Here is a 25,721-nt window from a genome sequence, read left to right on the forward strand (position 1 = left end):
GAGCATTGCTCGAAATTTGTGCGTTACCATCGGTAACTCGCAAACGCTAGGTAAACACCCAAAAACGAGTGCTTAGCCGTAGCGCAAATCTAATATACCATATATATCAATATCTTAGCTGCAAAAGCCCAGCCGACACACTCTGTGCACATGGCAAGAGGTAAACACCCCGAATCAAAATTTTGCTCAAATTATAAGCGATAGTGGAATCCCACCTTCGGTTACAATTTGAGCACCCCAAAACGGGCGAGCGCAAACTCCCCTCCGCTCAAGGGGCGCATTTCAAATTCCACCCTTGCCCGTATATGTAACCCATTGATTAAGCTTAATTCTATCGCTCGGCTAGAATTGCAAATTCTCACACCCTCTACTTTCCGCCGATTCTGGCAAAAACCCCGTAAGTCGTCCAGTGCAGTCTACAGCCGTTGATCTGCGTCTGGGGTATGACAAAATGTCACTGAGGCTATCCCGACGGGAAGAACCGGCGGTTTCGCCTTACCACCCTGCCTCACTTCATTCTCGAGGCGATTGCAATAAGGCGAACGTTTAATGAGCAAAAAAGCCAAGTCTATCCCACCTAATTTTTTCCTTCCTGAATACACACTTGAGCGTGCCGCCGAAGCGATGGCGCTACAAGATATCACGACCTGTTTGAGGAAATAAGCAATTTTCACTGTGAATTTATAGCGGCACCAGAAATGTTAGTTCGTCCTTACACTGAAAAAATAGCTAACGATGATTGGGTGGAGGCACATCCAGGTTATGAAATAGATCGCAAGGGTGATGTAGAAACTAACATCCACTACCTAGAATTCGAGCACAGTAAAAATAATCTTCGAGTACCTCCCCCCCCCCCGAGCTGCAGACTGTGGATAGTTTAATGCGTTTCGCCAGCGCATTATTGCTAAGCGCACGACAATTGCCATAACGCCGGACATTAGCGCTCAAGCGCTGCGCGCTGAAAAAGCCAAACTGTTCTGGTTCGCACCGCCGGTCAAGGAGGCCGGTATGCTGCGTATCAAGAAAAATATGGCTGCCTGCGCCTTTGGCGGCTATGACTTCGACGCCTGTACGCCGAGGGCGGTGCGCAAACTGACCGACCATTTACCACGCTATGCGGCCTTTTCCTATCAGACGGCCAGCCATACGCCTCAATCGCCGCGTATACGCCTCGTGGTGGCGTTTTCTCGACTGGTGCATCCCGATGCATCCGGCAGTGTGTGAAGCGTTTGAGGGCCTACTGATGGCTGATATCGGCTTCACGCTTGACAGTGTAGACGTGAGCAAGGCGACATGAACCAGCGGCGATGATTATCTCTTGCTGGACCGTAGCGTCTATGGCGCGCAGAGCTTCCTCTATTGCCCCGACAGCCGCGCCAGGGCCATGACCTTTGACGGTGCGCCAGTGGACGTTGACGCGCTCCCGCTGCGCGTTGCTGCGCTGGTCGCGAAGAGGATCGCTGAGACGAAGACGAGGCGCGCCAACTGTTTATTGACTGGTCGGCAACGGCCCAAGAGGCTTACGAGGAGGATTTGGAAGAAGTCGCCGCCAAACGCTGGGATGCATTAAAGGCCAGTACCACCAACTGCCGGGCAATCTTCAATGACGCTCAAGACCTCGGCTGGGTAAATCGCGGCGCTTACCACCTTCGCGCACAGTTGGTTGAAAAAAAGATGGCCGCCAGTCAAAGAGGCGCGTTGCTGGCAGAGTACTACGGCGATGTGCGGCTCAAGGCGTGCGGCGAGATGGTGCATCGCTATAATGGTCAGATATGGTAGCATCTGCCGGATGGCGAGTTGAAACGTCAGATGGCGCAGATATTTTGCGAGAACGAGGCGACATTCTCTCCTCGCGATATCACTAACGCCGTGGATACGATGAAATGGCAAATCCCGCTCATGGGTGAGGCCAGCCGCCACCTTGTCGGCTTTGCGAACGGTGTATACGACCTGAACGCCAAAACGTTCCGGGCGCACAAGGCCGAGGACTGGCTGACGACCCATAACGGTATTAGCTACACACCACCGTTGCCCGGCGAAACGCCGAAAGCGCATGCGCCGATAGCGAAGAGCGTAAAGCCGCTTGCATCAAGGCAGTGCTGTTTATGGTACTGGCAAACCGCTATGACTGGCAGCTTTTTTGGAGGTAACCGGCACCGGGGGGGGAGTGGAAAAAGCGTCTTTACCGGTATTGCAACGCTGCTGGCCGGGGAGCACAACGCGGAAAGCGGCAGCATGGCGGCATTGGATAGCGCCCGCGAGCGTGAACCGTTTGTTGGCAAGAGTCTAATCACCTTGCCCGACCAGGTGCGCTACGTCGGGGCGGGTGCAGGTATCAAGACGGTAACCGGGAGCGATAGTGTGCTGATTGACCCCAAGCACCTTAAGCCCTACAGCCTTGTGCTAAAAGCCGTGGTGATTATTATCGACAACGAGCCGATGAGCTTTTTACTGAACGGCAAGAGGGCATCGCCCGACGCCGTGTGATTTTTCCATTTAATCATTCGGTAAAGGAATCGCAGCAAGACCCGCTATTAATTAGAGAAAATCAGTGCGGAGGTACCGGTCATCGTCCGCGCCCTACTGGAGGCGTTTAGCGAGCCAGAACGTGCTAAACGCCTGTTGGTGCTGCAACGGGATTCCAGCGAGGCGTTGGCGGTTAAAAATATCAACGACACGCTCTACAGCTTCTGCGAGCACCTGAAAGCGTTGGAAAACGCCAATGGGATATATATGGGGAATAACCGTATCCCGTCAGACCCCAGAGTATACCTCTACCATGCGTATCTGACCTATCTGGAGGCTTGCAGACACCAGCGCCCGTTGACGCTGACCACCTTTGGACGGGACTGCCCATCGTGCTGAAAGAGTACGGTACGGAGTTGAAGAAAGACAAGAAAGAAAAAGGCGTTCGGTACAACCTGGAACTGACGGAGAGCGCCGAGGAATGGTTGCAGGACGTGGCGGAGGATGATACCTTAGCACTATAATATTTTACCCAAACACCCTTCAAAGCTCCTTTCCGGGGCTTTTTATCTGAAACATAGATTTAACATTTCGACTCTGAAAACCCAAAAATCCTGAACACAAGTGTTCAGGCTATTTTTATATTTAAAAACATAGAATTAGGTGCCAGTCTGAACAGTTGGAGCAACATATATAGATTCTAGAGGTGAAAAACATAAGGTATTGATAAATAATAATTTCTATTTGTTGTGTTTTCGACCTTTGTTACTTGAATGTTTAATGAAAACATTTCATTAACATTTGACTTCTGTCCTGTGCCTTAATCTTCTGGTGCTGCTCTCACTACTAACGCCTTGGCGACATGCCCCTGTTAAATATTAGAAATAGTTTACTTTGATATTTATCCCTGTGGCTTGGAAATAGCCTGTAAGCGGTACGTAGATGCGTGTAGACTGGTATGAACGTTATCTGTTTACTTTTCGCTCATTGCAGATTGACGAAATCTCGAAAAGGGCTCCAAACGGGGGCTTTAAATTTAAAAAATAACAATTTTAAACAATGAATTAATTAAAAAATCCCATACCCTGGTTAGGAAGGTAGTTTGTCGATTAAAACATGTAGCACCGCTATCGTTATGTTTCTGCTGCTGGCATGCCCTGTGGCGCAGGCCGGGAAGCTGGCCATCGTCATTGATGATTTTGGCTACCGGCCCGCGACCGAGAATCAGGTCCTGGCCATGCCGGTTAACGTTTCCATCGCGGTGCTGCCGGATGCGCCCTATGCCCGGGAGATGGCGCTTAAAGCCCATCGACAGAGGCGCGAAATCCTCATTCATTTGCCGATGGCGCCCTTAAGCAAACAGCCACTGGAGCGCAATACGCTCACGCCGGCGATGAGCCGCGACCAGGTGTCGGACATTATCCAGCAGGCGACCCAAAAAGTCCCTTACGCAGTGGGGTTAAACAATCATATGGGCAGCGCGATGACATCCAGTCTCAGCGGCATGCAACATGTGATGCAGGCGTTAAGCCACTATTCTTACTACTTCCTTGATAGCGTGACGATCGGCAACAGTCAGGCGGTGCCCGCCTCTGCCGGCACTGGCGTCCGGGTCCTCAAGCGGCAGGTGTTTCTGGACGATACCGCCAATGAGGCCGACATCCGTCACCAGTTCAATCGCGCGGTGGCGCTGGCCCGCCGTAACGGTTTCGCTATCGCTATCGGTCATCCGCATCCGGCCACGGTGCGCGTGCTGCAACAGATGCTGCCGTCCCTGCCGGGAGATATCGTCCTGGTGCGCCCGAGCATGCTGCTCAACGAACGTCCCACAATAGCCCCCGCCGCTTCGCCTGTGGCAAAACCGACGCCGGCGCGCCCGCATCCCTTCCGTGGCGTGCCCTATTGTTCGAGTCGTCAGGCGCCGACGCCGGTGTATGCCGATGCCATGCTGGGCGCCATCGCTTCAAGCGTTGCCGACACGTGGCGCATTATACTGCGCGGCGAGAGGCCCCCTGCCGCTGAGAAACCCACCGCGGGCAAACCTGCCGGACAATAACTGACCGCAAAACGCGACCGCTGCCTCAGGCGCTCAGGCAATGAAGCGGCGCCGCTCTTTTGCTCATCCGCGGCCGTCCCTTTGCCCATCTGGCGTGAACCATCGACGCTCGCCGCCTTTCAGCGGTGAAATAGCGAAGGTAACGCATCTATGTTACCATGCATCTAAATTATGGATGGTTTGTGCGGTGGAAATGCATGACGATGCCACAAGGTCGGTTGAAAATTCTGTTGTTGGATAACGGCAAAGAGTGGGACGGCGTCACCAATAGTCTGTTGAAACTCCTTAAACATACCGACCGCAGCCGGTTTGAGATTACCTGCTGTTTTTATCATAATTATCAGTGTGATAATGAAAAAACCATCGGCGACGTTTTACGCGCCATCGGCATCCCGACGCGGTTTATTGCGCAGCGCCGGCAACCGGTTTGGGCTAAAATAAGCAAGGAAATCCTGCTCGGGCTTTTGCTGTTCCACGCCCCCTGGCGCCAACGCGCCGTGCAAGCTATCGACCATTTCTGGCGCATCGCTCCGAACGCACGACAGCTTACCGCCCTGCTGCACGCAGGAGACTATCATCTGCTGTAGCCCAGCTCCAATGTGGAAGGCTATAGAGCGGCCGAGGGCATGCCGGTGGCGGTCGTGCAACATTGCCGCATTGAGCCGGTCCTCGACCCGTACATCGTCGCCCGGGTTAACCGGGTCGCGCGCAGTATCATCGCAGTATCCGACGGCGTACGGCAAACCCTCATCCGCGGCGATATCCGGCCGGCGCTGTGCCAAACGGTGTTTAACGGCATCGATATTTATCAATCGCTGCCGGACGGCGCCCGACTGCGCCAATCCTTCGGCGCCGATGCGGGCACCGTTCTGTTCGGCAGCATCGGCTCGCTCATCGCCCGCAAGGCGCATGATCACACGCTACAGGCGCTACAGGCATTCCATCAGGCCCACCCCGACGCACGCTGGAAAATGGTGCTGGTGGGATCGGGTAACGAACAGGCCAATCTGGCGCGTCAGGCGGAACAATCCGGCCTCGGCGATCGCGTCATTTTTACCGGCTTTCAGCGCAATGCGATGGAATATCTGGCCGCCTTCGACGCGCTGATACTCGCCTCCCGCAGCGAGGGCCTGCCTCGGGTAGTACTGGAAGCGATGCTGCTCGAAACGCCGGTCATCGGTTCAGCGGTCACCGGCACCACCGAATTGGTACGCCATCAGGACACTGGCCTGCTGTTTCCCTATGGCGATGTGGCGCAATTGGCGCACCACCTTGCAACGCTTTACAGCGATGTCGACCAGCGCCGTTTGCTGGCACGGCGCGCCAATGAGCGGGTTCACCGGGAGCTTGCTATCGAAAACTATATCGCTGGCGTCGAAGCCGTGCTTGCAGACGCCCATTTACCCTGAGACTTTGTGTGTTCAATACCAGATACCGACGTATTCGCGCGCGCCATAATCTGCCCTATCAGGCAGTGGCCGGCGGCTTACCGGTCACGTCGGTGGTCATCCCCTACGTGGGCGCCGATTATATTGAAGAAGAGCTGTTAAGTGCGCCGCGCGCTTTGCACCGGCGTTAACCGAGATAGTGATCGTCACCGACCAGAGCGCCGCCGTCTTTCTCGCGTTACCGGCGAAAACCCGCGTCGCAACGCTCAGAGATGAGACCCCCGGCGGCGATTATCCTTATAAGCAAATTTATCTCAGTCGCCTGGTCAAAATGCAGGCGCCGCTCCAAGCGCGCACCGACTGTATTCTGATGATCGATTCCGATTTGAATTTGCTCTCGATGCCGCAAATAGCGCTACAGGATGATCATATTTACGCCAGCTTTCGCCAGGGAAAAATGATCGACAAATTGAGCGGCCTCGCGCTGGCGGCGATGCTGGATATTCGCTCCATTAACCTGGGCGAGTGGATGAACTGGCCAGCGGCGAAACGCATTGGCGGTACGCCTTCGGTTATTCCGCCGCAGGTGGTGGGCGCCCACGGCGGTTTCCCGCTGTCGGAATGGCATAAATATCTGCACTCACACGATACGCCGCTGCTGTTCAAGCCGCAAACCTACATGGAAAAGTATACTATCTCAGTGATAAAGAGCGGCTTGCGCGCTAGCGGCGGTAGCGCATTTGCGGTCAACCGGGAAGATATAAAGCCCGGAGAGGAAATGCTATGATAGGAGCATTATCAGGGGCCGACGTTGTGCCGGCGCCATTGAATCGCAAGGGTAACCCATGATAGTTGTCACCGGTGGGGCCGGTTTTATCGGCAGTAATATCGTCAAGGCGTTAAATCAGATTGGCTACAACGATGTTTTGGTGGTGGATAACCTCAAGGACGGCACCAAATATGCCAATCTAGTCGACCTGAATATCTCCGATTATATGGATAAAGAGGATTTTATCGCCAGCATTGTCGCCGGCGATGACTTCGGCGATATCGACGCGGTATTTCATGAAGGCGCCTGTTCTTCCACGACCGAGTGGGACGGCAAGTACATGATGGATAATAACTATCAGTACTCCAAAGAACTTCTGCACTACTGTATGGAGCGCACCATCCCCTTTCTGTATGCCTCTTCCGCGGCAACCTACGGCGGCAGGACGGAACATTTCATTGAGGATCGACAATACGAGCAGCCCTTGAACGTCTATGGCTATTCCAAATTCCTGTTCGATCAATATGTGCGCGCCCTATTGCCGCAGGCCGAATCGCAAATCTGCGGTTTCCGCTATTTTAATGTCTACGGTCCGCGCGAAGGGCATAAAGGCGGCATGGCGAGTGTGGCTTTCCATCTAAATAATCAAATTAACGCCGGCGAAAATCCGAAACTGTTCGCCGGGAGTGAAGGTTTCAAACGCGACTTCATTTACGTTGGCGACGTCGCAGCGGTAAATCTGTGGTTCTGGCAAAACAACGTCTCGGGGATTTTCAACTGCGGCACTGGACGGGCAGAATCGTTCCAGGCAGTGTCGGACGCCGTGCTGGATTACCATAAAAAAGGCCAGTTGGAATACATTCCGTTCCCGGAAAAACTCAAAGGGCGCTATCAGGCCTATACCCAGGCGGATTTAACCCAGCTGCGTGCCGCCGGCTACACGCAACCCTTCAAAACCGTCGCCGAAGGGGTCGCGGAATATCTACGCTGGCTGAACCACAACTATTGATATCCTTGAGTGCAAGAAAGAGAGCGGCGGCATGAAAATACTGGTGATCGGACCATCCTGGGTCGGCGATATGATGATGTCCCAGAGCCTGTATCGCCTGCTGGCGCAGCGCCACCCTGGCGTACAGATAGACGTGATGGCCCCGGCCTGGTGTCGCCCTTTGCTAAACCGCATGCCGGAGGTCAACCAGGCGCTGGCGATGCCGCTCAGCCACGGCGCTTTGGCGCTGGGCGAGCGCCGCCGGCTGGGGCAATCGCTGCGGCAAAGTGGCTACCAGCAGGCGATGGTGCTGCCTAATTCGTTTAAATCGGCGCTGGTTCCGTTTTTCGCTGACATTCCTCAGCGGACTGGCTGGCGCGGCGAAATGCGTTATGGACTACTCAACGACCTGCGCACGCTGGATAAGCAGGCTTTTCCGCTTATGGTGCAGCGTTACGCCGCCCTGGCTTTTGATCGCCGGACAATGCGCAGCGCCGCCGATTTACCCACGCCGCTGCCTTGGCCGCGCCTTACGGTCAGTGCGGCGGAGAAAGCGCAGGCACTGAGCACGTTTGTGCCTGACGATGCGCGCCCGCTTATCGGTTTTTGTCCCGGCGCCGAGTTCGGCCCGGCCAAACGCTGGCCGCATTATCATTATGCCGAGCTGGCCGAAGCGCTTATCCGCCGCGGCTATCAGATAGCGTTGTTCGGCTCCCCCAAAGATCACGCGGCCGGCGATGCCATCGGCGCCGCGCTGACCGCGGGCGCACGCAGCCACTGCCACAATCTGGCCGGTCAGACTTCACTGGAGCAGGCGGTTACGCTCATTGCCGCCTGCCAGGGGATCGTCAGCAACGATTCCGGGCTGATGCACGTGGCCAGCGCGCTGGATCGTCCGCTGGTCGCGCTATACGGGCCCAGCAGCCCGGATTTTACCCCGCCGCTTTCCCATCAGGCACGGGTAATTCGTTTAATTAGTGGTTACCATAAAATTCGTAAAGGTGACAACGAGCAAGGCTACCATCAGAGCCTAATCGCGATTCAACCTGCCCGGTTGCTCAGCGAACTGGAACCGTTATTGGCCCCCCAAGAGGAGAATTAATGCAGGTCCTTATCGTCAAAACGTCCTCAATGGGTGATGTATTGCATACTCTACCTGCGCTGACCGATGCGGCGCGCGCAATGCCGGGGATCCGTTTCGACTGGGTGGTAGAAGAGAATTTTGCCCAAATCCCCACCTGGCATCCGGCGGTGCGGCGGGTGATACAGGTGGCTATCCGCCGCTGGCGCAAAAACTGGTTCGGCGCGGCCGTGCGCCAGGAGCGCTGCAACTTCAAACGTCAGCTACAGCGTGAGCGCTACGACGCGGTTATCGATGCGCAGGGCCTGATGAAAAGCGCGGCGCTCGTCACCCGCGTGGCGCACGGCGAAAAACATGGTCTGGACTGCAAAAGCGCGCGCGAACCCTTCGCCAGCTGGTTTTATCATCGGCGGCACGACGTAAGCAAACAGCAGCACGCTATCGAGCGCATACGCCAACTGTTCGCCGCCAGCCTGGGCTACCCGCTTCCTGCCACGCCCGGCGACTATGCCATTGCCGGCCATTTTCCCCCTCTGCCGGGCGACGATACCTATCTGGTTTTTCTGCATGCCACGACCCGTCCCGGTAAGCATTGGCCGGAGGCCCACTGGCGCGCGCTGATCCAACTTGCCGGTGAAGCCGGCTATCGCATCAAGTTACCCTGGGGGGCAGAACATGAACGCCTGCGCGCCCACCGGCTGGCCGAGGGGTTCAGCGCAGCGGAAGTGCTCCCCCCTTTGACGCTGGCGCAGGTAGCGGCGCAGCTGGCGGGCGCGACGGCGGTCGTGTCGGTGGATACCGGCCTCAGTCATCTGGCCGCCGCCCTCGACCGTCCGAACCTGACGCTGTATGGTCCTACCGATCCGGGGCTTATCGGCGGTTACGGACTCCATCAGCAGGAGTTGCGCGCGGAAGACGGTAGTATGGAGTTCCTGGCGGCAGAGTACGTCTGGCGGACGCTGCAACCGATGCTGCCGTCGCGGGAATAGGGATAGCGCATCATGAATTATCTGTTCATCTTTCTTCTGTTGTTGCCGGTGAAGATGCTGTTAAAGCTGATGCAGCGGCCCACGGGCAAAAAGCTGGTGATACAGACGGCGAAAATTGGCGATTTTGTTAATATCACCCCTTTGCTGCGCCATCTGGGTGTGTCGGACGCGCTGCTCAGCCGTACAGTCCAGCCGCTGGCGGAGCGTGATAATACGCTGGCGGAGTGCCTGTATATTGAGGATTACAAGCAAAATCTGTTTAGCAAGATCCGCCTGGGCTTACGGCTGGTAAATCGCTACAGCCATGTCTATTTGCTGCATCCCAACAACAGTAATCTGTTTTTTGCCGCTTTGTGTAACGCCCCGGACAAGCAGTTTCTCAGCACCTATACGCGACGCTGGTACCATAAGCTGTTTTATCTCACCGCCAGCGGCGTGGTTGAACATCGGCGCGATACGTTGACGCTGCAAAACTATCTGCGCCTGGCGGATCGTTCCCTGACCTGGCGCAGCCAGCCTAAACACGCCACCTCGCCTCTATGGCGGCCGTTGACGCCGCGCCCTGAACTGGCGACCTCCACTGACACCCTCAACATCGGTATCAGTATCTCCGCCGGCAACAAGGCCAAAACGCTGCCGCCGTCGGTGTGGGGCGACATTTTCACGCTGCTCGCGAGCCTGCCGTGCCGATACTATGTGTTCGGCCCGGCCAGTGAGCAAGGTTATCTCGATGCGCTGGTTCGCCACGCCGGCGCCGAGGCTGATATCGTCAGCCTGATAGGATTACTGCCGCTTCAGGACGTGCCCGATGCGATCCGCCGCATGGACTGTTATATCGCCACCGATTCGGGCAATGTCTATATCGCCGATGCGTTGCAGGTACCCGTTATCTGCTTTGCAGGTCCTTGCGAGGCAAAAGAACAACTGCCGTTAAACAAGGCTTTGATAATTCGCCCCGAAAGTATCCCTCCCTCCTCTTTTGTCTTCGCCGCACTGTATCATTTCGCTCATCCGGCAACGGAACTTTACGCCTTGACTCCGGAAGATCGGGAAAATATTTATCACTTTGTGGGGGGCTTGCCCGCCAGCCAACGGCTGACCGCCAGACGGTCGGATATATCCGCCCCCTGATTGGCCTCCTGGCTAATTGCGCTAACCTGAACGCTATGGCGTAAGAACCGAGAAATGAGCACATTATTTAAGCAAATTTACCGCTATACCCGACCACGTGCCTACCGGCACAATGAAAACCTCTGGCCTTTTTGCCGCATCACCCGCGGCAGCACAGGAGAGATCACCCACCTGCGCTATAAGGGACAGTCGGTGCCGCTGGTGCCACTGGCCGAATGGCGTCACCGGTATAGCGGCGACGCGCTGATTACCGCAACCGGCCCATCCATCAAAGAAATGGATTTCGCCGGGCTGCCGCCGATAACGGTGGTGGGCGTTAACGGCGCCTACGCGCTTAAAGATCGGCTCGATTTTCAGCTGTATATCATCGTGGACATGAATTTCATCGATCGCCGCACCGATGTTTTGCAGTCGATAATCGCCGATCCGGCAATAACCCTGTTCACCACCTTGCACGGTATTGCCCGGATTATCGACCGTTTCACGCTGGCGGCGGTGCGCTGCCGGCTGGCGCTGATTGAAGACGCCTGTTATCGCATCTATCAACCCAAGGTTGCCAGCGATGACGTGGGCCTCCGTTTCGGCCAGGATCCCCATATCCAGTTTAGTCCGAACTATCCCAATATCGCCTTTACCACCGATATCCGCGGCGGGGTGTTTGATGCCTGCACGGTGGTATTCTGGGCGCTGCAAATTTTGCTCTTCCTGGGTTTCACTCGTCTGTACATCGCCGGGCTGGACATGACCAATTTCCATCAACCGCGTTTCTATGAAACCGATGAAGACAAACTGCCCTCGTTCCTGGCGGAGAAATTTGCCACACTCATCGTTCCCGCGTTCACCTTGGCCAGCGAGGTGCTGCAGCAAAACGGCGTGGTGGTGAAAAACCTTTCTGTGCACAGCGCGCTAAGCAATGAGATTTTCGAGAAGGTGAGCTTCCATGATGCTTTCCAGAGCTAGCGAGTATGCTGGAAAGGGATTCCAGGTTTTCTTTCCGCTATTTCTGTTCTTTAGCGCTATCTTTTGTGGCTACACGCGGGTCAATAATCTCTTTCACCTGTCTGCGCTATGCCTGCTTGTGATGCTGGCGGGCAATGCCGTCCTGCGCCGTCAACTTTTCAGCGACCGCAGGTTCAACATTGGGCTGTCATTAACCACATTGATGCTGGGCTATTTTTGCCTCACCACCTTGTGGTCCCCCCATCCCCAGACGCTGATTTCCGACCTCACCCATGCTCTTTATCTGCTGCTGTTTCTTCTCATGTTCCGGCTGATGACCCTGCAAGGCCGGCGGTCGATAGCGCTATGGGCCGTAGCATCCGGGGGGATGGTACTGGTCGTACTCACCTTTCTTACGGTTGATCCCAAAACGATGCTGAGCCATCGCATGACGGATGGCTTTTTCGGCGCGCCGCCTAACGTTATCGATTTAGCGGGCTATTTCGCTTTGGGTATTTTCATGTGTCTTATCCTGATACGCGATACAGGCGCGCGCTGGCTCTATCTGCCGGTCACCGTGCTGTTGATCGCCCTACTGCTTACCCAGAGTCGCGGCCCCCTGCTGTCCTTGCTCTGTGCTCTGGTCGTCCTGTCGGCCTTACGGTCGACGATGCGCGGGCGCCATCTCCTGGCAATGGCGTTGATAGGAGCAGGGGTGCCCACCCTGCTGTTCATGACGCGTTTTGGCGATATCTTTTTGCAGCGCATTGTGAGCGGCTATCAACAAAGCTTCATCCGCTTTGGCATTTGGCGCCACACGCTGGAGCTGGTGGCGCAAAAACCCTTCTTCGGCTGGGGACTAGATAAACAGCTGTCGTTTGTCAACCTGCTGGGCGATACCATCACCACTACGCATAGCCTGTATATGGCTGCGCTGTTGAAAGGAGGCGCGTGCGGCATGCTGCTGCTGGCGCTGGTGTTAGTTTACGGCTTCATCATGGCCAAGCAGCAATGTGATCGCCGGCAGGGGCTGGAAGGCGCGCTGTTTCTGTTCGCCACCGAGTTTTATCTCACCCAGGGGATGTTTATCATCGGCAACCCCGCCGTCGCCTGGAATATGTTCTGGTTCCCGCTGGCGGTGGTGCTGACGCTGCCGGCGGCGGCCTCTCATGCCGACGCCCCCGACTGCCCCAGACAGCGCTGATAATACTGCGCCAGGGTCATCCCGGTTACCCGGTCTTGCAGCCAGTCAAACAGCTGTTCCAAATCGCGATATAATCCCTCAATGGCGGCCTTGTCTCTAAACGTCGGGCTGCCGCCCGGCATAAATTCAGATGAATGCAGCATAAACTCCACATAATCATTGCCTGCGGCCAGGCTCTGCGCCGCCACCCGGCACATTTGCGCGGCATTGCCGCCCGCGGGCCGTAGCCATTGCACCGAGGAACCGCGCCGTTTGCCACGCAGACGATCGTACATCTGACTGACCGCATTCACCCAGGGCGCATGCTTGTCGCGGGTGGTCATCGGCACTTCCAGCAGCCGTGAGGCGCCAGGGCGAGCAATATTGTCGGGATCGATAAAATAGGCGCGATCGGGGAAATGGCGATAATTGCTGCCGCCCGTCCCTACCGGCGCACCGGGGGAGCGACGCCAATCCACCCGCGGGGTGACGGAGCAATCCACTTGGTAGCCCAGCTCAAGCAGCATCGCGGCATAACGCTCGTCAAACGCCCAGCGGCCGGCGCGATGGCTCAACATTTTTGTCTGGAATGTGTCTTCCAGCAGTTGGGTCATAAAAAGTATTTTTTCCCGCATGACCGCCGCGGGATATTCGATCAGGTAAGGCTTATGACGCCCGTCATCGCCGGTGAGATCGTGGGCCGGCGGGCTGTTCCAGGCGTGCAGATGCATACCGACTTCCCCGTTGCCGCGCGCGACGGCGTCGCGGGCGAATTCGACAAACACATCGTCCATCGCCATTTCATAATTGGTGAGATAAACCGGCTTGAAGCGATACCTTTCGCAGAGTGCCTGGAAACGCGGCAAATAATGGGCGTTCTCGGTCGTAATATGCCGATGGTTTTCCCAGAGATTGTCGCCTTCTGTATCTATAGTAATAATAAAAGCAGGTGTAGCCATACCGAATCCAGTCTGAAATCAGAGAAATCCATGTTACGCAGCCGCCGTGAACAGCGCAAACTGGATTGTTCGCGATAATCTACCCTGCCGGTGAGCCTGCGTGATGCATGCCTTGACGGCTATGATGAAAACAAAAGAGATTTTCATCTCGCCTTAGGGTAGGATCATGGGGAAAATAGACCGTGTACAGCGGCATAGAGCGGAACTCAGCATGCATATATTGATGATCATTGATGGTTTACCCGGCGGAGGGGCAGAGAAAGTACTACTTACCCTCGCGCAGGGGTTAGTGTCCCAGGGCCATCGTGTATCGATATTTTCGCTGCGGGGCGTGTGCGATTACGCGTTACCGGAAGGTATCGAATACCAGATTATCGCTGACCACGCCCATACCCCCTGGCGCAAATTGACGGAACTGTCGCGCCGGGCGCGGACGCTGGATAAGGCGGTTCTGGCGTCACAACAGCGCAACGGCGAATTCGATCTGGTGGTTTCTCATCTGCACAAAACCGATCGCATAGTAGCGCGCAGCCGGGTACTGCCGCGAGATCGTATCTGGTTTTGTTTGCACACCATGTTCTCATTGGGTTATTTGGGCCATCGTAAAGGTCTTTCGCGTTGGCTGAAGCGCCATAAAATCCACGCGCTTTACCAGGATCGCAATATTATCGCCGTTTCCCGCGGCGTATTGGAGGATATGTGCCAGGCCTTCAAGGTGACACCGCGTCAGGCCGAAGTCATTTACAATCCTTTCGATTTCGCCGCTATCCGCCGGCTGGCCAACGCACCTTGCGAATTGGCCGGGCAGGATTATGTAATCCACGTGGGTCGCCTGCATGAAAACAAGCGCCAGGATCGCCTGCTGAAAGCGTACGCCGAAAGCGGTATTCAGGCGCCGCTGGTGATTCTGGGTAAAGGCAGCGATGCGATGCTGCGCCGTCTGCAGTCCCTGGCGCAGGATCTGCAAATTACCGATCGGATGCGGTTTAAAGCCTTCAACACCAATCCCTATCCCTATATTCGCCATGCCCGTATGTTGATTCTGAGCTCTGACAGCGAGGGGTTCGGCAATGTGTTGGTAGAGGCACTTATCTGCCATACGCCGGTGGTAAGCACCCGCTGTCCCGGCGGTCCAGTGGAAATTCTGGACGGCGATCTGTCCGCGGGGCTGGCAGAGTTAAGCAGCGCTTCGCTGGCGAAGACCATGCGGGCGGTTTATGACCGGCCGCCGGCTATTTTGCCTTCCCATCTAGAGGCCTACGAGATAGCGACAATTTGCCGGCAATATATCGCCCTGGCACATAATGCGTCCTGACGGCGGCGGCAGCGCCGGACGCAAATCATCCGAAGAAAGACCCATGACGACAATGACTCAACCGGAATCCGCAGCGATCAAGCTTAGCGTCATCGTGCCCCTGTATAACGCCGGCGCCATGTTTCACACCTTTATGTCTTCCCTGTTGGCGCAAACGCTCACCGATCTGGAAATCATTCTGGTTAACGACGGCTCGACCGACAGATCGGAAGTACTAGCGCGGGAATACGCCGAGCGGCATCCTCATGTCCGGGTGATCGACCAGGCTAACGGCGGCGTCGCGCGGTGTCTATGTCACCTTTCCCGACGCCGACGACATGCTCTACCCCACCCTCTACCAGCGGCTGGTGACGATGGCGGAGCAAGAGGATCTGGATGTGGCGCAATGCAACGGCGAGAGTTTTTTCGCCGGCTCTCAGCGAATAAAGACCCTGATCCCTCTCGATCGTTTGAGCTCGACCGGCGTGCTGAGCGGGTCCCCAGTGGCTCTGCGCCGTGCGTTGGCGACCCGACGTTACCTGCATGTGGTATGGCTCAGCATCTATCGGCTGTCATTGATAAGGCAGCTGGATTTGCGCTTTGAGCCCGGGCTGCATCATCAGGATATCCCCTGGACCACCGAGCTAATGTTCAACGCCCGCCGCGTCCGCTATACCCAAGACGTGCTGTACCGCTATTACATCCACGACCAGTCGATAAGCAACCGTAAACGAACCGGCATGAAAAACGTCGAATACCAGCGACATTATCTGCGTATCGCCGAATTGCTCGAAGATATCAACCAGCGCTATCGCGGCAAAATTCGTCTCTACCCTGAATTTGCGCGGCAGGTGACCCACGAGGCGCTCTCTGTCTGCCATGCGGCGCGGCGGATGATCATCCATGATATTTTCAGCACCGATACCCACAAGCGCATGATCCGCAATGCCCGCGGCATCCGCCAAGGGTATCAGCTGCTATTGTGGCTGTGCCGCCTCTACGTCTGGCGTCGCCGCTAACCCCTTCAGCATCACCGCCGGCCGTCGACATAGTCTTAGCCGACCGCCTGGCCTCCTCCCTTCTTGGCCCGACGCATAAATTCATTCCGGGCGCGGACCGGGACATGAATCGTTCATGCTGCCGCCACGGCGCCGTTCTCTAACTGACGCTCCCTGCATGATTAGAGGTTGTCGTTACCATATTCTATACATATAATTATCTAATAATGATATTTATTACTAGAATTTACCGGATAAAGCAGGCGTTCACCCTTGGCAATTTGCATTTCCTGGCCAGTCCTGCTCAGTAATTCACTGTTTATTACAGGTCCGCGCCAACATGCCCACGCGTCATGACGTCACCCCCGCCGTGCCCCACAAGATCCTGCTGATTAAATTGCGCCACCACGGCGATATGATTTTAACCACACCGGTTATCAATAATCTGCTCCAGCACTACCCGGAGGCGGAAATTGACGTGCTTTTGTATAAAGAGACAGCGCCGATTCTGGCACATTACCCGGCCATCGCCCACATTCATGTCATCGATCGTGAATGGAAAAAGCAGGGTCTGTTGCGTCAGCTGGAGCACGAATATGCTCTCGCGCAAACTTTACGCGCTCGCCATTACGACCTGGTCATCAATCTCGCCGACCAATGGCGCAGCGCGATTGTCGCCCTGCTCAGCGGCGCAGCGCAGCGGATTGGTTTTGACTATACCAAGCGGCGCTCTTTTCTCTGGAGCCTGGCCCACAATCATTTAGTCACCACCGCCGATCACGCCCGGTTGCACACCGTGGAGCAAAACCTCAGTATCCTGGACCCGCTTAACCTGGCGATTACCGACTGCAGTAGCAGCATGTACTATGCCACGGCGGATAAAGCACGCGGCGAAGCGTTGCTGCGCGAACATCAGGTGATGGGCGATTACATCGTCATCCAGCCCACATCGCGTTGGTTGTATAAATGCTGGGACGACACCAAAATGGCACAGCTGATTGAAGGTTTGGCAACGTGCCGGTTGCCGGTGGTGCTGACCGCCGGACCGGATAAGCATGAACAAGAGATGGTGGCGCATATTATTTCGCTTTGCCGCGGGGTAAAGCCCGTCAATCTGGCAGGGCAGCTATCGCTTCCTCAGTTGGCGGCGGTTATTGATGGCGCACATCTGTTCATCGGCGTCGATTCAGCGCCAATGCATATGGCAGCGGCGCTGAATACCCCCTGTGTGGCGCTGTTCGGCCCCACGAAACTGCAGCGCTGGCGGCCATGGAGCGAAAAAAGTATCGTGCTGTGGGCAGGGGATTATACTGAACTACCGGATCCGGATACCATTGATACTCAAGCCCCGCAGCGCTACCTGAGCGCCATACCGCTTGAGCCGGTACTGGCGGCGGCAATGACCTCTCTTGCGACAGAAAAGCCGACGGTGGTAAGGGAGTCTGCGCCATAAAACGGCACGGCGCCGGCAGAAAAATCGCCGCCTGCACAGGGTGCGATGCAAACAGGAGCATTTACGCCATCGTAAACGGCCGCCCGCGGACCGCGGCGGCAAGGGAAAATTCGATATGACAACTATCCGCCTGGCGATAGTACGGCAAAAATACCGTCCCGACGGCGGCGCGGAACGCTTTATCTCCCGCGCCCTGGAGGCGCTTGATAACAGCGGCCTGGAGCTAAACATCATTACCCGCCAGTGGTCAGGGGAGCCCAGACCCGACTGGCATGTGCATATCTGTAATCCAGGCGGCAGCGGCCGCATAGCACGCGAGCGCGGTTTTGCCGCGGCCGCCCGGCAGTACTGGCAACAGCACCAGTTCAGTCTGGTGCAAAGCCACGAGCGCATCGCCGGCTGCGATGTCTTTCGCGCCGGCGATGGCGTCCACCAGGCGTGGCTGGAGCAGCGCGCGCGTATCATCCCCGCCCACCAGCGCTGGCTGACGCATATCAGCCGCTATCACCGTTATGTCCTATCGGCGGAGAGTGAAATGTTTCATTCGCCCACGCTTAAGAAAATCATCTGCAATTCGGCGATGGTGCAAAACGATATCATGCGTTACTACGGCGTAGCGGAGGATAAGTTCGCTCTGATATACAACGCCATTGATCCCCAGCGATTCGCGCCCGCCGACGGGGAGCAACGCCGGGCGGCCCGGGAAGCGCTGGCGATTCCCGAGCAGGCCTGCGCGCTGATTTTCGTCGGTTCCGGTTTTGCACGCAAAGGGCTGCGCCAGGCCCTTGAGGCAGTGGCGGCCACCGATCGCTACCTGATCGTCGTCGGACAAGACAAACATCAGCGCCGCTATCAGGCGCTGGCGCGAAGCCTGGGTTGCCTGTCGCGCGTGCGTTTCGCCGGGGTTCGCCAGGAAGTAATGCCCTGTTACCACGCCGCTGACGCGCTGATCCTGCCGACACTGTACGATCCGTTTCCCAATGTGATTCTTGAGGCCATGTCCTGCGGCCTGCCGGTTATCACAAGCCAGCGCTGCGGCGGTGCGGAGTTCATCGAGCAGGGACGCGAGGGCTTTGTCTGCGACACACTGGATACCGCCAGTCTGCGGACGTTTGCCGCCGAGGTGCCCTCCCGAGAGCAGGACCCCACGATGGGGGAGGCCGCACGTCAACGGGTGAGTCACTGTACGCCTGAGCATCTTTCGCGTCAGCTTACGACGCTGTATCGGCAACTGTTATCATAGACCTGGCGCCGGTTTTGCTGGCTCGCGGCACAGCCGGCTTCAGCACTAATCAGATAAATGCCTCACCGCTAATGAGGAATAATGACTTATCTGCTAGCATGTCCCCGGTTTGGGGACATTCACATTATCTGGTTAAAAACTCACTCAGCACATGAGTCGCTGTGCCTTACAATAGTTAATTATAATGATCTACAATATAATCATAGTCTTAATCCAGCCGCTGGTATGGATACGATTATTATGGCGCAGCAGAAAAGCGCCTGCCTACCGCCGGCGCTGGGCCGAACGTTACGGCTTTTGCCGGGGCAAAGTAAAACCCGGCGGCATCATGCTGCATTCCGTGTCGGTCGGCGAGACGCTCGCGGCCATCCCTTTGGTGCGTGCACTTCGCCACCGCTATCCGCTGCTGCCCATTACCGTCACGACGATGACGCCCACCGGCTCGGAGCGGGTACAGTCGGCGTTCGGTAAAGATGTCCATCATGTCTACCTACCCTATGATCTGCCTGGGGCGATGAGCCGTTTTCTCGATCAAGTGAACCCCAAGCTGGTTATCATCATGGAAACGGAGCTGTGGCCTAACCTTATCAAGGCGCTGCACCACCGCAGCATCCCGCTGGTGGTCACCAATGCGCGTCTGTCTGCCCGCTCCGCCGTCGGCTATAAAAGGTTTAGCGGTTTCGTCGCCGGCATCATGCGCCGTATTACGCTCATCGCGGCGCAAAATGAAGAGGACGGCGCCCGCTTCCTGGAGCTCGGGCTGAAAAAGAACCAGTTGGCGGTCACGGGCAGCCTGAAATTTGATATTTCCGTAACGCCTGAGCTGGCGGCGCGGGCGCTTACGCTGCGTCGCCAATGGGCGCCCCGGCGCCCGGTATGGATAGCCACCAGCACCCATGAGGGCGAAGAGACGCTGTTATTACAGGCCCATAGCCAGCTGCTGGCCAACTTTCCCGATCTGCTGCTGATCCTGGTCCCGCGCCACCCGGAACGATTTCCGGCGGCGCGGGAAATGACCATCAAGGCCGGCTTCAATTACATCATGCGCAGCAGCGGGGAAATTCCGTCCGGCAGCACGCAGGTGGTGGTAGGGGATACCATGGGCGAGCTGATGCTGCTGTACGGTATCGCCGATCTGGCCTTTGTCGGCGGCAGCCTGGTGGAGCGAGGCGGCCATAACCCTCTGGAGGCGGCAGCACACGCCATCCCCGTGCTAATGGGGCCGCATACTTTGAATTTCCGCGATATTTGCAGCAAACTGGACGAAGCCGGCGGTTTGATTACCGTGACCGACGTAGCGTCGTTGGTCACGTCGGTCTCCACCCTGTTGACCGACGAGGATTACCGTCTGTACTACGGCCGTCACGCCGTCGAGGTGCTGCACCAGAATCAGGGCGCACTCCAGCGCCTGTTGAATCTGCTGGAACCCTATCTGCCGCAACGGAGTCAGTGAATGTCGCATAGAAAGCGTCTGTCGGTAGTGCTCATTACCCGCAATGAGGCTGAACTGCTGCCGGATTGTCTGGCGTCAGTGAGCTGGGCGGATGAAATCGTGGTGCTGGATGCCGGCAGCGTTGACGAAACGCGCCATATCGCCGCACAGGCCGGCGCACGCGTCTTCCAGTCTACGGACTGGCCGGGTTTCGGCATACAGCGTCAGCGGGCGCAGGCGTATGCCAGCGGCGATTATATCCTGATGCTTGACGCTGATGAGCGCGTCACGCCACCGTTACGCCAGGCGATTCAAGACGTGCTACAACATCCCGATCCCAATGCGGTTTACAGCTGCGCTCGGCGTAATCTGTTTCTCGGCCGCTTCATGCGCCACAGTGGCTGGTATCCGGATCGGGTAGTACGGCTGTACGCGCGCGAGCGCTATCGCTATAACGCACTGCCGGTACATGAATCTTTGGCGACGGGCGACGCCGATGTCGTTGCTTTGACGGGGGATTTACAGCATCTGACCTTCCGCGATTTGCCAGCTTTTCAGCGTAAACAGCTACATTACGCGGAAGCCTGGGCGCGTGAGCGCCATCGCCAGGGGCGCAAATGCGGCCTGTTCGCCATTATCAGCCACACCAGCGGCGCTTTTTTCAAGACCTGGCTGCTGCGCGCCGGTTTTCTAGACGGTAAACAGGGCTGGTTGCTCGCGGTGGTGAACGCGCAATATACTTTCAATAAATACGCCACCCTGTGGGCCTTAAGCCACACCGTGAGGGGAAATGACCAATGACCAACAAAGCCATCTATCCCGGCACCTTCGACCCGCTGACCAATGGCCATCTGGATTTGGTGACCCGCGCCGCAAAAATGTTTGATGTCGTCGTGCTGGCGATAGCCGCCAGCCCCAGCAAACGTCCGCTTTTTGATTTAAATGAACGTGTCGCGCTGGCAACCCAGGTTACCGCCCACCTGCCCAATGTGAAAGTCACAGGCTTTAGCGATCTGATGGCCGATTTCGCCCGCCAGCAGCAGGCGAATATCCTCATCCGCGGCGTGCGCGCAATGACGGATGTCGATTATGAGATGCCGCTGGCGAAAATGAATCGTCACCTGATGCCGGCGCTGGAAACCGTGTTTATGCTACCCGCCGAGGCCTGGTCCTATATCTCCTCCACCCTGGTGAAAGAGGTGGCGCTGCACGGCGGCGATGTGGACCACTTTCTGCCTGCGCCCATCGCCAAAGAAGTCCGGGCGCGGCTGCACCCCTGACGCGGCCGCGAATCGGCTCAGCGTATGGCGGCCCCGTTAGCGCCGCCCTTCTAGTGTTGGCATGCAGGACAGAAAAAGGTGCTGCGCTGGCCGTGCTTGGCCATCTGTATTGGCGTCCCACATACCCGGCAGGGTTCGCCCCCGCGACCGTAAACCTGGAGCTCCTGCACAAAATAGCCCGGCTTGCCGTCGGACTGCAAAAAATCCCGCAGCGTGGTGCCGCCCTGCTCAATGGAGCGCAGCAGCACCGCCTTGATACTCTCAGCCAACAATCCCGCTTCTTCTTCGCTCAATGAACCGGCGGCGCGGCCGGGCAGAATACCGGCGACAAACAAGGATTCGCTGGCGTAAATATTACCGACGCCGACCACCAGCGTGTTATCCATCAGCCAAGGTTTGATTGACGTGCGTTTATTGTGCGACTTTTGGTACAGCCAGCGACCATCGAACTTATCGCTCAGCGGCTCAGGTCCCAGGTGGGCCAGTGCCCGACTGGTGCGCAGATCATCGCTCCACAGCCAGGCGCCGAAGCGCCGGGGATCGGTGTAGCGGATGATGCAGCCGTTGCCGATAACCAAATCAACATGGTCGTGCTTTTCCGGCGGCTGCGGCTGCGGCAGCACGCGCAAACGTCCCGACATGCCGAGATGGATAATGATCCAGCCCTTCTCCAGCTCCAACAGCAGATATTTCGCCCGGCGCTGTACGCTCAGCACCCGCTGGTCCCGCAGCGCGATGATTTCTTCATCCACCGGCCAGCGCAGCCGCGCATTGCGCACCTCCGCCCGCAGGATGGTCTGCCCCGCTACCCAAGGTTCAATTCCCCGGCGGCTGGTTTCCACTTCCGGTAATTCCGGCATCTGATGCTCCATGTCAGCGGGATGTCCGCCGGCCGAGAATAGCACGCCCGGCGGCCCATAAAAAACCCGGCCGAAGCCGGGTTTTTTAACCAGTCGCCAAAATTATTTGATTTTGGCTTCTTTGTAAATCACATGCTGGCGTACTACCGGATCGAATTTTTTCAATTCCATCTTTTCAGGTTTGGTACGCTTGTTCTTCGTGGTGGTATAGAAGTGACCAGTACCAGCAGAAGAAACCAGCTTGATCTTCTCGCGAACACCCTTAGCCATGATTCAGTTCCTTACCTTAATACTTCTCACCGCGGACACAGAGATCGGCCAAAACCGTTTCGATGCCCTTCTTATCGATTACACGCATACCTTTAGCAGATACGCGCAGCGTGACAAAGCGTTTTTCGCTCTCAACCCAAAAACGGTGAGAGTGCAGGTTAGGCAGAAAACGGCGTTTGGTCGCATTCATTGCGTGGGAGCGGTTGTTGCCGCTCACCGGGCGCTTGCCAGTAACTTGGCAGACTCGGGACATGTCTATATCTCCAAAAATCAAATCAGCTCGAGCTCTAAGAAAGGTGGTAGCCGCCTCGTCAGGCTTTAGAGCCTATCTCAGCATCTTCTTCACTGAGGAGAGACGTTCAACAGAGAGACTCTGCTGAGATAGGCTCTCAACGCTACACCCAAGATTCTCAAAGGTGGCATAGTATACGCTTTGACGCGCAACTGCTCAAGTCCCGCACGGCTAAAGATCCCGCAGGATCGCGGGAAAAAAGCTTACAGGCAGGCTTTGACCACCCTCGCCGTCACTTCGCGATCGGCGCGACTCGGCTCGGCGTTACCTGAGGGATGATTGTGCGCCAAAATAATCGCCGCCGCATTGATCTTGAGCGCCGCACGGACGATTTCCCGCGGATGGACCTCTACGCTATTGACCGTTCCTTGAAATAATTCCTGATGGTTGATAAGACGATTGCGGTTATCAAGAAACATGACCACAAACACTTCTCTTTCCCGGCACACCAGAATCTGCTGCAGGTAACGCCGGGCCATATCCGGACTGGTCATCGCATCCTCGCGCATCAGATGCGAACGAAAGATGCGCTGGGCCCATTTCGCCAATCGCCCGCAGTTGCGTACATTTCGAGATCCCCAGTCCATGCGTGGCGCTGAGGGTCCGGAGATCGGCGGTCATCAGTTTGTCGAACGATCCAAACTCCTCCAGCAGTTCCTCCGCGAATTGCAGAACATGCTTGCCACGGGTGCAACAGCGCCAGCAATTCGATGTCCGTCAGAGCGTCGGGACCGAGCGCAATCAGCTCTTCACGCGGCGCCATCGTTGATGGCCAGATTTTCTTACTCGTTTTCTCCACCGCCTGCTCCTCCCCGGGCACCGTTCATCGCTGGTTGTATGATGCCAGCGGCGACAAAGTCGTTCGACGTGGCGCGATAAAAAGGCGAATCACGATTCCAAAATGGCCGTAAACAGACAAATGACCGTGGCGCGGAGGGTTATGGTAAAATGCCTATAACCATATTCTCAACGGGACATGCAAGATGACGGGACTGGCCGATAAACACATTGTACTGGGCGTAAGCGGCGGTATCGCCGCCTATAAAGCCCCAGAACTGGTGCGCCGTTTGCGCGAACGGGGTGCCGAGGTACGCGTGGTCATGACGGCAGCGGCGAAGGCGTTTATTACCCCGCTAAGCCTGCAGGCGGTATCGGGCTACACGGTGGCGGACGATCTGTTGGATCCTGCCGCCGAGGCGGCAATGGGCCATATCGAGCTGGCAAAGTGGGCCGATCTGTTGCTGCTGGCGCCTGCGACCGCCGATCTGCTGGCGCGCCTGGCGGCGGGATTGTCCAACGATCTGCTCAGCACCCTGTGCTTGGCGACAGCGGCCCCTGTCGCAGCAGCGCCGGCCATGAACCAACAAATGTACTGGGCAGCGGCCACGCAGGCTAACCTGGCCACGCTTGAAGGCCGGGGTGTGCTGTTGTGGGGGCCGGACAGCGGCAGCCAGGCCTGCGGCGATATCGGCGCGGGTCGGATGCCCGACCCGCTGGTGCTGGTGGACTTTGTGGTGCAGCACTTCACCTCCGATCGCTCGCTGAGCCACCTCAATATCATGCTAACCGCCGGGCCGACACGGGAAGCGCTGGATCCGGTACGTTTTCTCAGCAATCACAGCTCGGGCAAAATGGGCTTCGCCATCGCCCGCGCCGCCTCGGCCAAGGGAGCACAGGTAACCTTGATAGCGGGCCCGGTCTCTCTGCCAACGCCTGCCGGCGTGGCGCGTATAGACGTAACCAGCGCGCTTGAAATGCAGGATGCGGTGATGCGTACCATCGCGCAGCAGCACATCTTCATCGGCTGTGCAGCGGTGGCGGATTACCGCGCCAGCCGCTTTTCACCGGAAAAAATCAAAAAACAGGGCGATGACCTGATGATCACCCTGATTAAAAATCCTGATATTGTGGCGGCCGTGGGTGCGTTAACCGAACACCGGCCTTACGTCGTCGGATTTGCCGCCGAAACCCACAATATGGAAGAATACGCCCGGCAAAAGCGTATCAATAAACAGATGGATTTGATTTGCGCCAATGACGTTTCCCGGACCGGTCAAGGGTTTAACAGTGACAACAATGCGTTGCATCTGTTCTGGCAGGACGGGGAACTCCAATTACCTCTGAGCGATAAATCACTGCTCTCTCAACAACTAATTGACGAGATTGTCAGCCGTTATGATGAAAAAAATCGACGTTAAGATCCTAGACCGCCGCATTTGCGATCGTTTCCCGCTGCCGGCTTACGCCACTACGGGGTCCGCCGGTCTGGATTTACGCGCCTGCATCGATGAGCCGATGGTGCTGGCGCCGGGGGAAACCACCCTGATCCCGACCGGGCTGGCCATTCACATTGCCGATGCCAATCTGGCGGCTGTGATCCTGCCGCGCTCCGGACTGGGCCATAAGCACGGTATCGTTTTGGGCAATTTGGTGGGACTGATTGACTCCGACTACCAGGGACCGCTAATGGTTTCGGTATGGAACCGCGGCCAGGACATTTTCACTATTGAACCCGGGGAGCGCATGGCGCAGATGGTCTTTGTGCCGGTTGTGCAGGCGGAGTTCAATTTGGTGGAATCCTTCGATACCAGCGAACGGGGCGAGGGCGGCTTCGGCCACTCCGGGCGACAATAGCCCCTGACGATTCGGC

24 protein-coding genes and 4 pseudogenes are annotated in these 25,721 nt (G+C 56.7%); 23 read left to right on the forward strand and 5 right to left on the reverse strand.

Annotation, left to right across the window (positions count from 1 at the left end; translation table 11 throughout):
- Window positions 1-1,008: 1,008 nt before the first annotated feature.
- From SGP1_RS20205 to SGP1_RS20255, 14 genes and pseudogenes are all read left to right on the forward strand, one after another.
- Entirely contained in the window at window positions 1,009-1,224 is a 216-nt protein-coding gene (locus tag SGP1_RS20205; protein WP_041866507.1) for a hypothetical protein, read from the forward strand.
- Between the two features lie 309 nt (window positions 1,225-1,533).
- On the forward strand, window positions 1,534-1,779 hold the full coding sequence (locus SGP1_RS25095) for a hypothetical protein (protein WP_050747312.1): 246 nt from the start codon (window positions 1,534-1,536) through the stop codon (window positions 1,777-1,779).
- Between the two features lie 18 nt (window positions 1,780-1,797).
- Entirely contained in the window at window positions 1,798-2,487 is a 690-nt protein-coding gene (locus tag SGP1_RS25100) for a DUF5906 domain-containing protein (protein WP_050747313.1), read from the forward strand.
- Between the two features lie 138 nt (window positions 2,488-2,625).
- Window positions 2,626-2,865 (forward strand): primase-like DNA-binding domain-containing protein, encoded by a 240-nt coding sequence (locus SGP1_RS34540; RefSeq protein WP_243466313.1) that lies wholly within the window; start codon window positions 2,626-2,628, stop codon window positions 2,863-2,865.
- Entirely contained in the window at window positions 2,859-2,990 is a 132-nt protein-coding gene (locus SGP1_RS35385) for a hypothetical protein (protein WP_279379419.1), read from the forward strand. The genes SGP1_RS34540 and SGP1_RS35385 overlap by 7 nt, the downstream gene beginning before the upstream one ends.
- 611 nt (window positions 2,991-3,601) lie before the next feature.
- A complete protein-coding gene (locus tag SGP1_RS20215; RefSeq protein ID WP_050747877.1) occupies window positions 3,602-4,522 on the forward strand; it encodes a divergent polysaccharide deacetylase family protein in 921 nt (306 codons plus the stop codon).
- Window positions 4,523-4,725: 203 nt separating this feature from the next.
- Window positions 4,726-5,931 (forward strand): annotated as a pseudogene (locus tag SGP1_RS20220) (glycosyltransferase).
- Window positions 5,932-5,939: 8 nt separating this feature from the next.
- Window positions 5,940-6,636 (forward strand): annotated as a pseudogene (locus SGP1_RS20225) (hypothetical protein).
- A 119-nt stretch (window positions 6,637-6,755) separates the two neighbouring features.
- On the forward strand, window positions 6,756-7,688 hold the full coding sequence (gene rfaD / locus SGP1_RS20230; RefSeq protein WP_011412004.1) for an ADP-glyceromanno-heptose 6-epimerase: 933 nt from the start codon (window positions 6,756-6,758) through the stop codon (window positions 7,686-7,688).
- A 31-nt stretch (window positions 7,689-7,719) separates the two neighbouring features.
- On the forward strand, window positions 7,720-8,769 hold the full coding sequence (rfaF, locus tag SGP1_RS20235) for an ADP-heptose--LPS heptosyltransferase RfaF (protein ID WP_011412005.1): 1,050 nt from the start codon (window positions 7,720-7,722) through the stop codon (window positions 8,767-8,769).
- Window positions 8,769-9,737, forward strand: a complete 969-nt coding sequence (gene rfaC / locus SGP1_RS20240) for a lipopolysaccharide heptosyltransferase RfaC (protein ID WP_011412006.1) — start codon at window positions 8,769-8,771, stop codon at window positions 9,735-9,737. The genes rfaF and rfaC overlap by 1 nt, the downstream gene beginning before the upstream one ends.
- Window positions 9,738-9,749: 12 nt before the next feature.
- Window positions 9,750-10,868 (forward strand): glycosyltransferase family 9 protein, encoded by a 1,119-nt coding sequence (locus tag SGP1_RS20245; protein WP_011412007.1) that lies wholly within the window; start codon window positions 9,750-9,752, stop codon window positions 10,866-10,868.
- A 54-nt stretch (window positions 10,869-10,922) separates the two neighbouring features.
- Window positions 10,923-11,828 carry a sugar glycosyltransferase gene (locus SGP1_RS20250; RefSeq protein ID WP_011412008.1) on the forward strand — a complete coding sequence of 302 codons (906 nt, stop codon included), beginning with the start codon at window positions 10,923-10,925 and terminating at the stop codon, window positions 11,826-11,828.
- Window positions 11,809-13,011: an O-antigen ligase family protein gene (locus SGP1_RS20255; RefSeq protein ID WP_011412009.1), complete on the forward strand. Its 1,203-nt coding sequence runs from the start codon at window positions 11,809-11,811 to the stop codon at window positions 13,009-13,011. Before SGP1_RS20250 ends, SGP1_RS20255 begins: the two co-directional genes overlap by 20 nt.
- On the opposite strand, the gene SGP1_RS20260 is transcribed toward SGP1_RS20255, so the two are convergent.
- Window positions 12,975-13,949, reverse strand: coding sequence for a polysaccharide deacetylase family protein (locus SGP1_RS20260; RefSeq protein ID WP_011412010.1), 975 nt, complete (start codon window positions 13,947-13,949; stop codon window positions 12,975-12,977). The genes SGP1_RS20255 and SGP1_RS20260 overlap by 37 nt on opposite strands.
- Before the next feature lie 211 nt (window positions 13,950-14,160).
- Between SGP1_RS20260 and SGP1_RS20265 the strand changes: the two genes are divergently transcribed.
- The 7 genes and pseudogenes from SGP1_RS20265 to coaD all read left to right on the forward strand — a co-directional run bounded on the left by SGP1_RS20265 (window position 14,161) and on the right by coaD (window position 21,649).
- Window positions 14,161-15,264 carry a glycosyltransferase gene (locus SGP1_RS20265; RefSeq protein WP_011412011.1) on the forward strand — a complete coding sequence of 368 codons (1,104 nt, stop codon included), beginning with the start codon at window positions 14,161-14,163 and terminating at the stop codon, window positions 15,262-15,264.
- A gap of 52 nt (window positions 15,265-15,316) precedes the next feature.
- Window positions 15,317-16,262, forward strand: a pseudogene (locus tag SGP1_RS20270) (glycosyltransferase).
- Window positions 16,263-16,581: 319 nt separating this feature from the next.
- The gene (gene rfaQ, locus SGP1_RS20275; protein ID WP_011412012.1) at window positions 16,582-17,694 is read left to right on the forward strand and encodes a putative lipopolysaccharide heptosyltransferase III; all 1,113 of its coding nucleotides are present in this window, start codon (window positions 16,582-16,584) and stop codon (window positions 17,692-17,694) included.
- A gap of 115 nt (window positions 17,695-17,809) precedes the next feature.
- On the forward strand, window positions 17,810-18,937 hold the full coding sequence (locus SGP1_RS20280) for a glycosyltransferase family 4 protein (protein ID WP_011412013.1): 1,128 nt from the start codon (window positions 17,810-17,812) through the stop codon (window positions 18,935-18,937).
- Window positions 18,938-19,121: 184 nt separating this feature from the next.
- On the forward strand, window positions 19,122-20,390 hold the full coding sequence (waaA, locus tag SGP1_RS20285; protein ID WP_011412014.1) for a lipid IV(A) 3-deoxy-D-manno-octulosonic acid transferase: 1,269 nt from the start codon (window positions 19,122-19,124) through the stop codon (window positions 20,388-20,390).
- Window positions 20,391-21,170, forward strand: a complete 780-nt coding sequence (locus tag SGP1_RS20290) for a glycosyltransferase family 2 protein (protein WP_011412015.1) — start codon at window positions 20,391-20,393, stop codon at window positions 21,168-21,170. It abuts the gene before it with no gap.
- Window positions 21,167-21,649, forward strand: a complete 483-nt coding sequence (coaD, locus tag SGP1_RS20295) for a pantetheine-phosphate adenylyltransferase (protein WP_011412016.1) — start codon at window positions 21,167-21,169, stop codon at window positions 21,647-21,649. The genes SGP1_RS20290 and coaD overlap by 4 nt, the downstream gene beginning before the upstream one ends.
- A gap of 50 nt (window positions 21,650-21,699) precedes the next feature.
- Here coaD and mutM read toward each other — a convergent pair whose 3' ends face one another.
- From mutM to radC, 4 genes and pseudogenes are all read right to left on the reverse strand, one after another.
- Window positions 21,700-22,509 (reverse strand): bifunctional DNA-formamidopyrimidine glycosylase/DNA-(apurinic or apyrimidinic site) lyase, encoded by an 810-nt coding sequence (gene mutM / locus SGP1_RS20300; protein WP_011412017.1) that lies wholly within the window; start codon window positions 22,507-22,509, stop codon window positions 21,700-21,702.
- Window positions 22,510-22,611: 102 nt separating this feature from the next.
- Complete coding sequence (gene rpmG, locus SGP1_RS20305) at window positions 22,612-22,779, reverse strand: 50S ribosomal protein L33 (protein ID WP_011412018.1); 168 nt, start codon at window positions 22,777-22,779, stop codon at window positions 22,612-22,614.
- A 16-nt stretch (window positions 22,780-22,795) separates the two neighbouring features.
- Window positions 22,796-23,032 carry a 50S ribosomal protein L28 gene (rpmB, locus tag SGP1_RS28480; protein ID WP_011412019.1) on the reverse strand — a complete coding sequence of 79 codons (237 nt, stop codon included), beginning with the start codon at window positions 23,030-23,032 and terminating at the stop codon, window positions 22,796-22,798.
- Between the two features lie 245 nt (window positions 23,033-23,277).
- Window positions 23,278-23,834, reverse strand: a pseudogene (radC, locus tag SGP1_RS28485) (RadC family protein); the annotation flags it as partial.
- 220 nt (window positions 23,835-24,054) lie between these two features.
- Here radC and coaBC point away from each other — a divergent pair.
- Window positions 24,055-25,269 carry a bifunctional phosphopantothenoylcysteine decarboxylase/phosphopantothenate--cysteine ligase CoaBC gene (coaBC, locus tag SGP1_RS20320; RefSeq protein ID WP_011412020.1) on the forward strand — a complete coding sequence of 405 codons (1,215 nt, stop codon included), beginning with the start codon at window positions 24,055-24,057 and terminating at the stop codon, window positions 25,267-25,269.
- On the forward strand, window positions 25,247-25,705 hold the full coding sequence (gene dut / locus SGP1_RS20325; RefSeq protein WP_041867250.1) for a dUTP diphosphatase: 459 nt from the start codon (window positions 25,247-25,249) through the stop codon (window positions 25,703-25,705). Before coaBC ends, dut begins: the two co-directional genes overlap by 23 nt.
- Window positions 25,706-25,721 lie beyond the last annotated feature (16 nt).

The organism is Sodalis glossinidius str. 'morsitans' (assembly GCF_000010085.1).
Classification (GTDB): domain Bacteria; phylum Pseudomonadota; class Gammaproteobacteria; order Enterobacterales; family Enterobacteriaceae; genus Sodalis; species Sodalis glossinidius.

Bases quoted from the DNA above. Each gene is read 5' to 3' on its own strand.
- rfaQ (WP_011412012.1), top strand. From the start codon at position 16,582: ATGCCCACGCGTCATGACGTCACCCCCGCCGTGCCCCACAAGATCCTG.
- SGP1_RS20260 (WP_011412010.1), bottom strand. From the start codon at position 13,949: ATGGCTACACCTGCTTTTATTATTACTATAGATACAGAAGGCGACAAT.
- SGP1_RS20255 (WP_011412009.1), top strand. From the start codon at position 11,809: ATGATGCTTTCCAGAGCTAGCGAGTATGCTGGAAAGGGATTCCAGGTT.
- mutM (WP_011412017.1), bottom strand. From the start codon at position 22,509: ATGCCGGAATTACCGGAAGTGGAAACCAGCCGCCGGGGAATTGAACCT.
- rfaC (WP_011412006.1), top strand. From the start codon at position 8,769: ATGCAGGTCCTTATCGTCAAAACGTCCTCAATGGGTGATGTATTGCAT.
- SGP1_RS20265 (WP_011412011.1), top strand. From the start codon at position 14,161: ATGCATATATTGATGATCATTGATGGTTTACCCGGCGGAGGGGCAGAG.
- dut (WP_041867250.1), top strand. From the start codon at position 25,247: ATGATGAAAAAAATCGACGTTAAGATCCTAGACCGCCGCATTTGCGAT.
- SGP1_RS20290 (WP_011412015.1), top strand. From the start codon at position 20,391: ATGTCGCATAGAAAGCGTCTGTCGGTAGTGCTCATTACCCGCAATGAG.
- coaBC (WP_011412020.1), top strand. From the start codon at position 24,055: ATGACGGGACTGGCCGATAAACACATTGTACTGGGCGTAAGCGGCGGT.
- rpmB (WP_011412019.1), bottom strand. From the start codon at position 23,032: ATGTCCCGAGTCTGCCAAGTTACTGGCAAGCGCCCGGTGAGCGGCAAC.
- waaA (WP_011412014.1), top strand. From the start codon at position 19,122: ATGATCTACAATATAATCATAGTCTTAATCCAGCCGCTGGTATGGATA.
- SGP1_RS20280 (WP_011412013.1), top strand. From the start codon at position 17,810: ATGACAACTATCCGCCTGGCGATAGTACGGCAAAAATACCGTCCCGAC.
- SGP1_RS20245 (WP_011412007.1), top strand. From the start codon at position 9,750: ATGAATTATCTGTTCATCTTTCTTCTGTTGTTGCCGGTGAAGATGCTG.
- SGP1_RS20205 (WP_041866507.1), top strand. From the start codon at position 1,009: ATGCTGCGTATCAAGAAAAATATGGCTGCCTGCGCCTTTGGCGGCTAT.
- rpmG (WP_011412018.1), bottom strand. From the start codon at position 22,779: ATGGCTAAGGGTGTTCGCGAGAAGATCAAGCTGGTTTCTTCTGCTGGT.
- SGP1_RS20215 (WP_050747877.1), top strand. From the start codon at position 3,602: ATGTTTCTGCTGCTGGCATGCCCTGTGGCGCAGGCCGGGAAGCTGGCC.
- rfaF (WP_011412005.1), top strand. From the start codon at position 7,720: ATGAAAATACTGGTGATCGGACCATCCTGGGTCGGCGATATGATGATG.
- rfaD (WP_011412004.1), top strand. From the start codon at position 6,756: ATGATAGTTGTCACCGGTGGGGCCGGTTTTATCGGCAGTAATATCGTC.
- coaD (WP_011412016.1), top strand. From the start codon at position 21,167: ATGACCAACAAAGCCATCTATCCCGGCACCTTCGACCCGCTGACCAAT.
- SGP1_RS20250 (WP_011412008.1), top strand. From the start codon at position 10,923: ATGAGCACATTATTTAAGCAAATTTACCGCTATACCCGACCACGTGCC.